Origin of the sequence: Pseudoalteromonas lipolytica, assembly GCF_900116435.1 — a bacterium.
Taxonomy (GTDB): domain Bacteria; phylum Pseudomonadota; class Gammaproteobacteria; order Enterobacterales; family Alteromonadaceae; genus Pseudoalteromonas; species Pseudoalteromonas lipolytica.
This window is the reverse complement of record NZ_FPAZ01000008.1, coordinates 29,448-42,414: the sequence shown is the minus strand read 5'-3', so window position 1 is coordinate 42,414 and position 12,967 is coordinate 29,448. Positions and strand designations below refer to the sequence as shown.

Sequence of the window (12,967 nt, the reverse complement as noted above, 5' to 3'; positions counted from 1 at the left end):
GCAAGTATCGCTGCAACTTATCGCACTTTATTTACACACACTAACGTGATTGGTAAAGTGAAACTTCGACTTACCAATATTGAATAAAAATGAAAAAAACAGTTCTCGCGATTAGCTTAGGTCTTGCCTGCTTAGCCTCTGTAAATACCTACGCCACAACCTACGTATCGGCAAAAGCCATGGTCGATGTAAATTCAGGAAAATTGATTAAATCACCACTAATCAGTATAGAAAACGGTCAGATAACGGCTGTACAGACGAATACACAGCCTAGCTTAAAAGATGGCGATAAGCATATTCAATTATTAGATCTTACACTTGTGCCTGGTTTAATGGACATGCATGTACATTTGACCAGCGACCCTACAGTGCCTCGTAGTGCACGAATTGGTCAATCTGTGCCGCGCAAAGCGATTAAAGCCGCCCATTTTGCCGAAAAAACACTGTATGCTGGTTTTACTTCATTACGTAATTTAGGCGCAGAAGGGTATAGCGTTATTGCGGTGCGCGACGGTATTAACGAAGGTGATATTGTCGGACCACGTATTTGGGCTGCGGGCCCATCACTCGGGGTTACTGGCGGCCATTGTGATAACAACCGTTTACCACCTGAAATGAAATACACCGCAGAAGGTGTTGCAGATGGTCCTTGGTCTGCCCGTGCTAAGGTACGTGAAAACATTAAATACGGTGCGAATGCCATTAAATTTTGTGCCACAGGTGGTGTTTTCTCTAAAGGTACTAAAGTGGGTATTCAGCAATATACGCAAGATGAAATGAATGCAATTGTTGATGAAGCTCATTTGCGCGGTTTAACCGTAGCTGCCCATGCTCACGGCACCAGTGGTATTAAAGCTGCCATTGTAGCGGGTGTTGATAGTGTAGAACACGTAAGCTTTGTGGATGACGAAGCAATTAAGCTTGCAAAAAAACACGGTACGTGGTTCTCAATGGATATTTATAATACCGAATACACGCTGACCTTTGGCGAGCAAAACGGTGTTGATGAAGAAAACCTAAATAAAGAGCGTCAAGTATCTAAAAAACAACGTGAGAGCTTTAGTCGCGCCGTTAAAGCGGGTGTGAACATGGTGTTCGGCACCGACGCTGCAATTTACCCACATGGCGATAACGCGAAGCAGTTTTCACGTATGGTTGAATTTGGTATGACACCATTACAAGCACTGCAATCAGCAACCATTAATAGTGCTAAGCTACTGAAAGTTGAAGATAAACTTGGCCAAATTAAAAACGGCTTTTTAGCCGATATTATTGCCGTAAAAGGAAATCCTCTTGAAAACATTGCCGTACTTGAAAACGTGCAATTTGTTATGAAAGACGGCATTGTTTATAAGTAATCACCAATTTGCTGGTTTCATTTTATTGAAACCAGCACCTCTCCTTGTTGTTACCAGCAAAAAGTTAACCAACCATTTATAAGATGTTACTTGATTGTACCCAAACTGACTATTTACCCATTTTAGATAAATAACACTTGAAATGAAAACCACTCGCATTATCATTACCGAAAATTTTTAACTTCTTTTCTATAATGACAACTTACAAATACTCTGTTTTAACCCTTGCTTGTATCAGCGCTTTTTCAGTTAACGCTAATGATTTAAACGATGTTGAACGGATTACCGTCTACGACAAACAAAATCGCGTGGTACTTGAGTCTGGTCTTGCGACAAAATCAAACATGACCTTAATGGAAACACCAGCCCCCGTGGTGGTGGTTGATCAAGCGCTTATAAATTCACAAGGCGCCACAAATTTACAAGATTTGGTACGTAACATCAGCGGTGTAACGCAGGCGGGTAATAATTATGGCATTGGTGATAACTTAGTGATCCGTGGTTTAGGCGCAAACTACACCTACGATGGCATGTACGGTGGTGCTGGCCTTGGTAACACCTTTAACCCTACCCGCTCAATGACTAACGTAGAATCGGTTGAAGTACTTAAAGGCCCTGCCACAGGTTTGTATGGAATGGGCAGTGCCGGTGGTGTTATCAACCTTATTGAAAAGAAACCACAATTCACTGAAAAACACACCGTTAGTGCCGAACTTGGCCAATGGGACAGCTATGCGTTGGGCTTTGATAGCACAGCTGCTTTAACGGATAATTTAGCGTACCGAGTGAATGCAAAAACAGCGCGCAGTGACGGCTATCGCGATTTAAAAGATGACCGTGACGAAATTTACGCGGCGTTGAAATATGTGCTTAGCGACAAACAAGACATAATGCTTTCAGGTGCTTATATCAAAGACGCCATTGCTGTTGACTCGATTGGCCACCCTATTCGTATTTTTAACAGTGACTCTGTAAATGGTAAAACGGCTGGCGAAGTCACCGCTGCTGATTTAGTTAACGATGCAACGGCAAAAGGGCTGCAACTAACAGATCAGCAACGCCAGCAATTAGCAGATTCACTCGCAGCAAATGATGGCCTAACACCGTATACCTTCGGTCATAATGGCATTATTTCGCCGATGGCCAATGATAACGAAGGCGAAGAACTGCGCTTTAAGTTAACGCATAACTACTTTATTACTGATAATTTATTTTTAAATCAACAATTACAATACCGAAATTATGAATCAAGTTTTGCGCGTCAAACTGGAGCGTATAACTATGTGTATTGGAATCGTAATGGTGTGATCAATGCCGACCCTCGCGCCCCGTTAGTTGTTGATGACGTGCTTTATCCCTTTGCTGCGCGTCGCCAAGAGTATCGCCAAGTGCAAGCAGACGAAAAATCATGGCAATACTTTGCAGATCTTCGTTATGACTTTAGTTTTGCGGGTATCGATAACGAATTACTCGTTAACGCCAACTACGAAGATCGTGATATTCGTTTTAAACAATACTCTATTTATGATGCCGATCAGGTCATTAAAAATAAACAAGGCGAGGTTATTTACCAAGGCCAACTCCCGTATATTTTTGATATTCGAACGCCAAATTGGGGCGCGGGAAGTTTTGCTGATTACGATCCTCTAAAGACCAGCGACTACAACAAAGAAGTGCAAGCGTGGGGAGTTGGTATTCAGCATGTTGCCTATATTCATGACACCTTTACCACGCGTGTGGGTGTCGCGTTTAATCGCATTAAACAAAGTTATCAGCATTTTGGCGTTGACCCTCGTTACCGTGCAAGCGCCGCAGAGCCAACACCAGAAGCAGATACTTCAGACAGCGGTATGACCTACAACCTAGGTGCGACATATAAACTAAACGACGACATTTCGTTCTTTATAAATCACTCAAAAGGCCGCACAGCGTATAGCGTGTTAGGTAGTGTAACGGGTAACGAAGCTGACCGTGATGATGCCGAGTCTATCAGTAACGATATTGGCATGCGTGTAAAGGCCTTTGATGATCAACTATTGGCATCATTGGTCATTTTTGACAGTGCCCGTACCAACCTAGAGTATGCAAACCCAGATTATGAAGCCGGCGTGTCTGATGCTTCTATACCAAAGAGCTTTTATGATGGTGAAGAGCAAACAAAAGGTGTTGAGCTTGATTTAAATGCGGATTTAAATGAGCAATGGCAACTTAACATCAATGGTGTCTATCAGGATGCCCGTGATAAGCAGAACCCAAATTCATCAAGCTTTGATTCGCGTCAAAAAGGGGTACCTTATGTCACGGCAAGTAGTTGGTTAAGCTACGATGCTCAGTGGTTTAATTTAGCTCAGCCACTAACGATAAGTGCAGGGATTCAATATGTTGATGACCGCAGTACACATTCAACCTCGTTTGGTATTCCAGATGGTTACGTACCTAGCTACACAGTTTACGACGCCGCAATTCAATACCAAACAGATGAGTGGAAACTACAGTTAAACTTAAACAATTTGTTTAACAAAACGTATTACTCAAAAGCAATGTTCTTAGGCGGTATGCCAGGTGAAGAGCGCAATGCTAAATTAACGTTTAGCTATACGTTATAAGTAGTTACCGGTAAAACTAAACAAGCGCGACCCAACGTAGTCGCGCTTGTTTAATAACAGCTCACTCATTATTAAAACGTCATCACGATACGACCCGTAATATCGCCTTTTAGCATGTCGTCAAAAATCTCATTGATATCTTCAAGGCGTTTTTCTTCAATAATGGCTTTAACTTTGCCTTTTGCGGCAAAGTCGAGACACTCTTGTAAATCTTTACGCGTGCCCACTATTGAGCCAACTACCGATACACCGTTCAGTACCGTATCAAAAATAGGCAATGGCATGTCTTCTGGGGGTAAGCCTACAAGCACGCATTTACCGCCACGGCGCACACTTTTATAAGCTTGCTCAAAACCTGGTTTTGATACCGCAGTGCACACTACTCCATGCGCACCATCGACTTGCTCAAAGATAGTCTCGCTTGGTACTTGCTTCATAAAATCAATGGTAATGTCTGCACCGAGTTCTTTGGCAAGATTCAGTTTGCTTTCACCCGTATCAACTGCAATCACATTAAAGCCCATTGCTTTTGCATATTGCACGGCTAAATGACCTAAACCGCCCACACCAACAATGGCCACCCAGTCACCGGCTTTAGCACCTGTTACTTTGAGTGCTTTATAGGTTGTGACCCCTGCACAAAACAAAGGTGCTGCTTCTGAAAAACCTAATCCTTCAGGAATTTTAACCACATAATCGCCATGAGCTACACAGTACTCGGCGTAACCACCATCTACCGAATAGCCTGTGTTGTGCTGCTCAAGACATAAGGTTTCTTTGCCTTCTAAGCAAAACTCACAGTGGCCACAGGCACTGTAAAGCCAAGGCACCCCAACACGGTCACCCACGGCTAAATGTTTAATATTGTCACCCACTTTTTCGATAGTCCCGACCCCTTCGTGACCAGGCACCAATGGCATTTTAGGTTTTACAGGCCAATCCCCATGACATGCATGTAAATCAGTGTGGCACACACCACACGCGGCAATTTTGACAAGTACATCGTTGACACCAATGTCTGGACATGGGATGTCTTCAATGCTTAATTTACCTTTGTACTCTTTATTTACTGCGGCTTTCATAACGTTCCTCCATGGTATTATTGGGTTTCAGCGTATACGATAAACAGATTAATTGTCACTGTTATTGATCCACATCAAGCCATACATTTTTACTGGAGTTATAAAAATAAATTAATACATTCAGCTAGATATACCTGCATTGGTGACAACTCAAACTTTAGTCGCAATACAATCAATAGTGGCTATTTCTTTTAGTTATACCCATGGCGTGCTAGCATTTAATTTCTGAATTTTTTGAACAATGAAAATTATGAGCCTATCTGAAAAAAACGTAGCCTTTGTAATGCACTGTGGTGAAATGGGAAGCCGTTGGGGCTTTAATCGCACTATTGGCCAAATGTGTGGTTTATTAACCATTACAAAAGAGCCGATGACCGCCAACGAAATTGCCGATACGTTAAGTATCTCACGCGGAAACGTAAGCATGGGCATAAAAGAGCTTCAGTCTTGGCGCTTAATTAAAGTGCACCATATTCCGGGCGACCGTAAAGAATACTATGGCCCAGCTGGCAGTATTTGGGATATGGCAAACCGTGTATTTGAAGAGCGCAAAAAGCGCGAAATTGATCCAACTCTAAGTTTGCTTCGCGATAACCTACTCGAACAAGCCCACACCGACGATGAACGCTTTGCGCAACAGCAAATGCAAGAAATCCACGATCTACTCGAAACCGTTACTAAATGGTCAGCAGAGTTACAACGCTTAAGTCCAGAGCAACTACAAAGTCTCATGAAGCTTGGATCTGGTATTGGTAAAGTACTGGATTTTAAAGATAAGATTTTGAAAAAGCCGGGAAAGAGTGAGTAAGTTAGCGAGTTTGTAGGAGGCATTTTAACGCCGAACATTTGAGATTCACGGCTGAAGCCGTTCCTACGGGTTTAATATTGTAGGCGTGATACTTGCTTCGGGCGTTCTTTTCAGGTCATGTTTTAGTGGATTTTGAACGAATAATCAAAACTGCACTTAATGTTCTTTCATTGCACAGGGAGTAATCTAGTAAGGAGGCAATAAACCGTCAGGCTCAGTTAAAACTAAGCCTAACAGTTAATAACAATAAGTTACTTAATCGCTGGGTAACCGATACGATCTGATAAGTAACCCACACTGGTTGCAAAGTAATACGAGCGATTCCAATGCATGAGTGCTTTGTAGTTATCGTAGGCTAGATACATACGGCCGTTCACGTCATCCGGCATCACCATCGCGGCAGTAATGTCCACGTTTGGTAAGTCACTACCATCCATTTTACGAACACCTAATGCTTGCCAGTCAGCTAGACTGCGCTCTGACTCTTTCCAATATTCAAGCCATTGACTGCGCGTTTTAGTGCCACGTTTAAGAATATTTGCGTTATCAAAGTCTTCCGGTAATTTAACTTGGCGACCCCACGTTAAGTCATCGTTCCACCCTGCTTGCTTAAGGTAATTTGCAATAGAGGCGAAGGCATCTTCTTCGGTTGTCCAAATATCCTTGCGACCATCACCATTGTAATCAACCGCATAAGAATTAAATGAGGTTGGCATAAACTGCGTTTGCCCCATTGCACCTGCCCATGAGCCTTTGAACTTATCAAGGGTAATATGCCCCTCTTTTAAGATATCAAGTGCAGCCCAAAGTTGATTTTTGTACATGGTTTCGCGGCGGCCATCAAATGCAAGTGTCACGAGTGATGCAATCACGCTGTGTCCACCTTGAATTTTACCGAAATTACTTTCAAGGCCCCAAAGTGCAACAATAAAGCGTGCTTGAACGCCATATTCTTTCGCTACTTTTTCGAGAACGTCTTGGTTTTCTTTATACAATTTACGCGCGCGATCAATTTTCCATTGCGGCACACGTTTTGGTAGATAGGTTTCTAGTGTTTCTTTTACTTCTGGCTGATTTTTATCTGCCGAGATTACTTTTTCTTTGAATTTAGCCGTTGCAAAGGCTTGGTCAAGCAGTGCTTGGTCGTAACCTTTTTCAAGCGCTTCTTTTTTTAATGCGGCAACATATAAATCAAAATCGGCTTGTGTTTTTTGTTCTGCCAGTACAGGTGTGCTCAACGAGGCACTTAATAAAATAACGGCAAGTTTTTTAATCACTATCAGCTCCCTTGTCTTTTTTAAATTCGGTCAGCAGGTTTTCTTCCGGCGGAGGTAGTTGTAAGTAGAAACCGTGCTCAATTAACGCTTGCTTAACCGCCTCTAAATCTGCAACACCTAACTTTTTACGGCTAGCAAGATTGATCATCATTACATAATGAGGCTGGCCAAATGTCGCTAATAAAGCGTCTGGGACTCGACTAAAATCCTCTCTTTTCTCTACAAAAAGGTAGGTATCCGCTTTTTTCTTACTTTTATACACCGCAGTTAGCATTATGACCCTATAATATCTTGCTTAACGAAGGCGCACACTATAACATGAGTCAAATAATAAGTTATAAAAATTAGGTTAGATTTTTACTGTATAAGCCTTGTTCAGCCTGCGTTTATCTGTAAATACGACTAACCAAGAAAATTCAATTGAGCGTGTATGTCGGAACAAATTTTTGAATTAAAAGGGAACCTCTTTACATTATCTGTTTTACATTTATTTTCAGCAGATACCTCTCTTTTAAGTAAGCAGTTAGATGAGAAAATCGCCCAAGCACCTAAGTTTTTTGCCGGTGCGCCTATCGTAATCAACTTAAGCGACGTACAAGATGAAGCGCTTGATTTCTCGTTTTTAAAGTCTATGTTAACAAGCTTATCGTTTAATCCTGTCGGTGTGTGTAATGGCACGCAAGAACAAAACGAAAACGCAAAAGCAGCGGGCTTATCGGTCTTGAACTATTCACAGGACGTTAAGGGAGCAACCGCTAAACAACAAACAAATACGTCTATCGTTGAAAAAACCGTTCACCTACCAGCACAAGTCATTCATGGCACGGTGCGCTCAGGGCAGCAAGTGTATGCAAAAGACCGCGACCTTATTGTTATTGGGGCTGTAAGCCACGGCGCTGAAGTCATAAGCGATGGTAATGTGCATATTTATGGCACATTGCGCGGCCGTGCAATTGCGGGGGCAAAAGGTTACAACGAGGCACAAATATTTTGCCAAAAATTAGAAGCAGAACTTGTTTCTATTAATGGCAGTTATTGGATCAGCGACTCCCTACAAGGTGAACACTGGGGTAATGCCGTACAAATCCAACAAAAAAATGATTCATTAGAAATTTCAGCTTTGGTTAAAGGATAAATCTCATGGCAAAAGTAATTGTCGTTACTTCTGGTAAAGGTGGTGTTGGTAAAACCACATCGAGTGCTGCAATTGGCACAGGTTTAGCACTTAAAGGCTTTAAAACCGTTATTATCGACTTTGATATTGGTTTGCGTAATCTAGACCTTATCATGGGTTGTGAACGCCGTGTTGTTTATGACTTTGTAAACGTTATTAATGGCGAGTCAAACCTAAATCAGGCTCTAATTAAAGATAAACGTGTTGATAAACTCTTTATCTTACCTGCTTCACAAACCCGTGATAAAGACGCCCTAACCCGTGAAGGTGTTGAACGCGTTCTAAACGAGCTGAAAAAAGATTTTGATTACATTGTCTGTGATTCACCTGCGGGTATCGAAGCGGGTGCCATGATGGCAATGTACTTTGCTGATGAAGCAATTGTTACTACCAACCCAGAGGTATCGTCGGTTCGAGATTCAGACCGTATCTTAGGTATCTTACACAGCAAGTCTAAGCGTGCTGAAGAAGGCCTTGAAAGCGTAAAAGAACACTTACTATTAACGCGTTACAACCCAGAGCGTGTTGAAAAAGGCGAGATGCTATCAGTTGAAGATGTACAAGAAATTCTTGCAATTAAACTATTAGGTGTTATTCCTGAATCACAAGCGGTATTAAGTGCATCGAACTCTGGTCAACCTGTGATCTTAGATTCTGAATCTGATGCGGGCCAAGCGTACACAGATGCAATTAATCGCCTGCTAGGTGAAACAGTTGATTTTCGCTTTTTAGATGTAGAGAAAAAAGGCTTGTTCAAACGGATTTTTGGAGGTTAATGTGTCTTTACTTGACTACTTCCGCTCAGAAAAGAAAAGCAGTGCGTCACTTGCAAAAGAGCGATTGCAGATCATTGTCGCACACGAACGTTCACAGCGTGGTACGCCTGATTACCTACCACAGCTAAAACAAGACATCCTTGATGTTATTCGTAAATACGTGAACGTAAGCACTGATGCAGTTCAGGTTCAATTTGACCAAAACGAAGATGATTTAGCGGTCCTTGAGCTTAACGTCACTTTACCTGACGAAGAAAAGAAATAGTCAAAATTGGGCGCCATGTTATAGATAACAGCGCCCTTTTTTATTTCTGCCACTGCATATGAAACTCGTAGTCGTCCTCGCCTATGGTTTTAAAACCTGCCCGTTGATAAAGCCCATATGCGGGATTTGCTTTAAGAACGGTTAAGTTAATTACATTCGCTTCATTTTTTAGCGCATGTAACACCTTTGTTCCTAACCCCTTCCCTTGCTCTGTTGGCTCTATTTGTAACTGCAGTAAGTTTATGTGATCTTGTTCTCTAGTAAACTTAGCAAGACCTACACATTGTGCCTCTGCAAAGACTAAATGACTGTGCTCAAAATGCTCTGCTACGCGTGCTTGATGTTGCTCAATAGATAAGAACAAACCTTGCTTTTCTAAATGCTCAACCATGGTATTTAAGCGTAAGGTGAGCAAGTAAGGCTTGTCTAGAACTGTCGCTTTTATAAATTTTATCACTGCATGTCCTTACAACAAAAAAGGTACCTTAACTAAGGTACCTTTTTGGCGTTTAACAAACAACTTTCTGCTAGAAGTTATAGTTTGCACCCAGGTAAAAACGGCGACCTGAATATTGGTTATAGGTAAATCGATTACTTTGCTTCCAATAACCTTCTTCAATTTCTTCTGTTAGGTTTACCACCGACGCTGTAAATGACAACGCATCAGTCAGGTTGTAAGATGCATTCACATCTAACTGACCATAGTCTTTAGTGTATAAGTTGTAGCCCTGGTGAATACCGTTTGCACGATCATCTTTCCAGTTATACGAAGCTCGAACGCTAAAGTCGTCATTTTCAAAGTACACAGAAACATTGTATTGGTGCTTAGCTGTACCCGGAATTTCAGCCTCTGTTTTTTGCCCATCCGTCGATACTTCGCTAGTGCTAGTATCTGTGTAGGTATAGTTAGTTAAAATACCAAAGCCGTTATCAAACGAGTGTTGGAAGAACAGCTCTAAACCTTCAGATTTCGCATCCCCACCACCCACTTTGGTGTTCATTTCTACTTCGATCGGCCCATTACAGCAATCGTGTTCACGTTCTACAATTTCAACAGTCGAAATCGGTAAGTTAGAGATATCTTTAGAGAACAAAGTAGCACCAAGCGCCGAACCATCACCGTAATACCACTCAATTCCTAAGTCGAATTGATCAGAAAGCATTGGCTCAAGGCCGGTATTTACAGAGGTTCCTGTACCTCTACCAGTCCATGAATCTGGTGAGTTAATGTTAACGGGTGGTCCGTATGACTCCGCTTGACTTAAGTCAGAATAACTTACCCTTGCCATAGTACGTGCGGCCGCAAAACGAACGACGAGGTCTTCGGTTGCATCCCATGCTAAGTTAAAGCTAGGTAATACTTCACTGCCATCACTACTGCGCTCATTTGGATCTGTATCATCATCATCTTGGCCAATGACGTCGTCGTATGTAAGGGTGCTAAGCTTAGTGTTTACATAGCGGACCCCTACATTACCTCGGAAGTTTTGCCACTCGAAATCAGCTTGAGAGTAAACAGACCATATTTTTTCTTCAAGCGCATAGGTGCCTGATAGACTTGGCATCACTGTTTGACTGAAATTTTGCTTTAGATAATCATCAAGCGCATTAAAATCAAACGCTAAAAAGTTGAATGCACCTGTATCACCAGCACTATTATCAACAACATGGTCACTTACAAGCGTCGCCGGATCTGGATGAAAATCTGGGTTATGAAACCACTCTGTTCCTGGTAAATAGCCACGGTAACCACCATTATCAGCTATGCCGTCATCCCAACGAAAGTCATTACGAATCCCTTTAATCTCGTGATCTCTGTATTTCGCACCCACATAGAAACGAGTGAAAAAGCTGCCATCAAGATCAAATTTTACATCGCTTTGAAGGTAATCTTCTGAATCTTCATTTTCTGATGAATATGAATCAAACCAATCATAGTATTGGTATGCTTCTTTATCGGTTGCCAAATCAGTGGATACCTCATAATGCGGCTTACCATTCTCAATTGACCATAACCAGCTATTTACAGAGCCTTGGCGCGCATCAATATTTGCGTACGTTTCTTTTGACGTTCCGCCTTCAGCTTCTGTGTGTCCAAGCTTAACTGTAACGCTGTAAGTATCACCATAATAAGTGCCTTCGAAATCGTAGGTGTTTGATTTTGACTCGCCAAAACGCTCACGCCCAGTTAATTGTGGCGACAACAAACCACGACGAACAGGCACCCCCCCGTTTACATCAGCATCACCCCAGTTATTATCATTGAGTAAGCCGTTGTCGCCATTGCCGTACGCGATAACTGTATCGCCATCAAGAACAATACCGTAATACGGATTATGGTTATCATTCCACTCCGCAAATGTAATGCTTTGCCCTGTTTGGTCATAGCCTAACTTGGCACCAAAATAGTTAAAGTTTAGATCAAGTCTGTCACTTGGAGCCCATTGTACTGCGACTTGATAACCATCCCGAGTGCGGTCTTGATTTGAGTTATTCACACTCATAGCACGAGGTGCCCAGACATTGTTGTACACTTCACCAGTTGCCTGGTCGACCAACGCAGGGCGTTCTGCACCTTCAACAGTATCTGAGTGAAAACGCCAGTGTGAGGCATTATTAGTAATTGTTGTCACGGTGCGGTCTTGACGTGTAAAGCCTGCTAATACACCTATGTTTTCGTCATCATTTTTCCATGAATACAGCACATTTACTTGCGGCTTAGTATCTTCGGACACATCATCATAAGTTAATTCAGCGCTTAATGCGCCCGAGTTTGCTTCCATTTCGAGTGGCTTACGTGTGTGTAAAATGACAGTACCACCTATGCCACCTTCATCGATTCGTGCCTCTGCACTTTTATATACTTCAACGCTTTTGATCATACTCGAAGGCAGTAATGTGTAATTAAAACTTCGCGTGGGCGTACCCGAGCCAGATGATGCAATGTAATTACCGTTTAATTGCGTGAGTGTCCAATCAGGTGAAGTACCACGAATACTCACTCGACTGCCTTCCCCGCCATCACGGTCAATCAGCACGCCCGATACACGCTGTAATGAGTCCGCGACGTTTTTGTCAGGAAACTTACCAATATCTTCGGCTGTAATTGCATCAACCGTGGCAGCTGATAAACGTTTAATTGCTAAATTTTCTGCCGTTGAAGATCGTATACCTCGCACTTCAATTACTTCAACATCCTCTTCAGCTTGCTCTGCTGCGTAAGTTGTATTAACCGCCGCGAGTAATGAAAGCAAAATTGCATTGCGTTTAAAATGCCGTCCTTGCCCTTTTCTTTTTATTGCTCTTTGCGTGCCCATGCCTTTCTCCAGTTGTGTGTTCTGCTTATGCTTGTAAGACTAAACTGCTTACAAAAGCACTTTATTGTTGTCGTTTTGAAACTGATTATTGGGAGTTAACAGCTTGTAAAACTCAAACTCAGAATAGGGTGAGTGATTAAAAAGTGATAATAAAAATTCGGTGACAGATATGACAAAATCGGCGTATGGAATATTTTATATTCTTTTTTTTATATTCTGCTTTATAGTAACCCCATAGTTTCTATAGTAATTCCATGAACAAAACCAACAAAAAAAACAAAATCAACTAATTGATTTTAAATAA

The 12,967-nt window shown here is 42.0% G+C and carries 11 protein-coding genes; 6 read left to right on the top strand and 5 right to left on the bottom strand.

What is annotated here, in order from left to right; genetic code table 11:
• The first annotated feature begins 89 nt into the window (after positions 1 to 89).
• Together BM378_RS09780 and BM378_RS09775 are read left to right on the top strand one after the other, a co-directional pair.
• Entirely contained in the window at positions 90 to 1,358 is a 1,269-nt protein-coding gene (locus tag BM378_RS09780) for a Xaa-Pro dipeptidase (protein ID WP_074989082.1), read from the top strand.
• A 194-nt stretch (positions 1,359 to 1,552) separates the two neighbouring features.
• Complete coding sequence (locus BM378_RS09775; RefSeq protein WP_074989081.1) at positions 1,553 to 3,964, top strand: TonB-dependent receptor; 2,412 nt, start codon at positions 1,553 to 1,555, stop codon at positions 3,962 to 3,964.
• Positions 3,965 to 4,035: 71 nt separating this feature from the next.
• On the opposite strand, the gene adhP is transcribed toward BM378_RS09775, so the two are convergent.
• A complete protein-coding gene (gene adhP, locus BM378_RS09770) occupies positions 4,036 to 5,046 on the bottom strand; it encodes an alcohol dehydrogenase AdhP (RefSeq protein WP_074989080.1) in 1,011 nt (336 codons plus the stop codon).
• Positions 5,047 to 5,296: 250 nt separating this feature from the next.
• Between adhP and BM378_RS09765 the strand changes: the two genes are divergently transcribed.
• A complete protein-coding gene (locus BM378_RS09765; RefSeq protein ID WP_036972862.1) occupies positions 5,297 to 5,854 on the top strand; it encodes a GbsR/MarR family transcriptional regulator in 558 nt (185 codons plus the stop codon).
• Positions 5,855 to 6,105: 251 nt separating this feature from the next.
• Here BM378_RS09765 and BM378_RS09760 read toward each other — a convergent pair whose 3' ends face one another.
• Both BM378_RS09760 and BM378_RS09755 read right to left on the bottom strand, forming a co-directional pair.
• Positions 6,106 to 7,131: a lytic murein transglycosylase gene (locus BM378_RS09760; RefSeq protein ID WP_065979064.1), complete on the bottom strand. Its 1,026-nt coding sequence runs from the start codon at positions 7,129 to 7,131 to the stop codon at positions 6,106 to 6,108.
• A complete protein-coding gene (locus BM378_RS09755) occupies positions 7,124 to 7,405 on the bottom strand; it encodes a YcgL domain-containing protein (RefSeq protein ID WP_036971922.1) in 282 nt (93 codons plus the stop codon). Before BM378_RS09755 ends, BM378_RS09760 begins: the two co-directional genes overlap by 8 nt.
• Positions 7,406 to 7,561: 156 nt before the next feature.
• Between BM378_RS09755 and minC the strand changes: the two genes are divergently transcribed.
• The 3 genes from minC to minE are packed head-to-tail and all read left to right on the top strand — an operon-like array spanning position 7,562 to position 9,346.
• Positions 7,562 to 8,266 (top strand): septum site-determining protein MinC, encoded by a 705-nt coding sequence (minC, locus tag BM378_RS09750; protein WP_036971924.1) that lies wholly within the window; start codon positions 7,562 to 7,564, stop codon positions 8,264 to 8,266.
• A gap of 5 nt (positions 8,267 to 8,271) precedes the next feature.
• Positions 8,272 to 9,081: a septum site-determining protein MinD gene (minD, locus tag BM378_RS09745; RefSeq protein WP_036971926.1), complete on the top strand. Its 810-nt coding sequence runs from the start codon at positions 8,272 to 8,274 to the stop codon at positions 9,079 to 9,081.
• Between the two features lies 1 nt (position 9,082).
• Complete coding sequence (gene minE, locus BM378_RS09740) at positions 9,083 to 9,346, top strand: cell division topological specificity factor MinE (protein WP_036971927.1); 264 nt, start codon at positions 9,083 to 9,085, stop codon at positions 9,344 to 9,346.
• Between the two features lie 40 nt (positions 9,347 to 9,386).
• Here minE and BM378_RS09735 read toward each other — a convergent pair whose 3' ends face one another.
• Positions 9,387 to 9,803, bottom strand: coding sequence for a GNAT family N-acetyltransferase (locus BM378_RS09735; RefSeq protein ID WP_036971928.1), 417 nt, complete (start codon positions 9,801 to 9,803; stop codon positions 9,387 to 9,389).
• A gap of 70 nt (positions 9,804 to 9,873) precedes the next feature.
• Positions 9,874 to 12,663: a TonB-dependent receptor gene (locus tag BM378_RS09730; protein ID WP_051501852.1), complete on the bottom strand. Its 2,790-nt coding sequence runs from the start codon at positions 12,661 to 12,663 to the stop codon at positions 9,874 to 9,876.
• Positions 12,664 to 12,967: the final 304 nt, after the last annotated feature.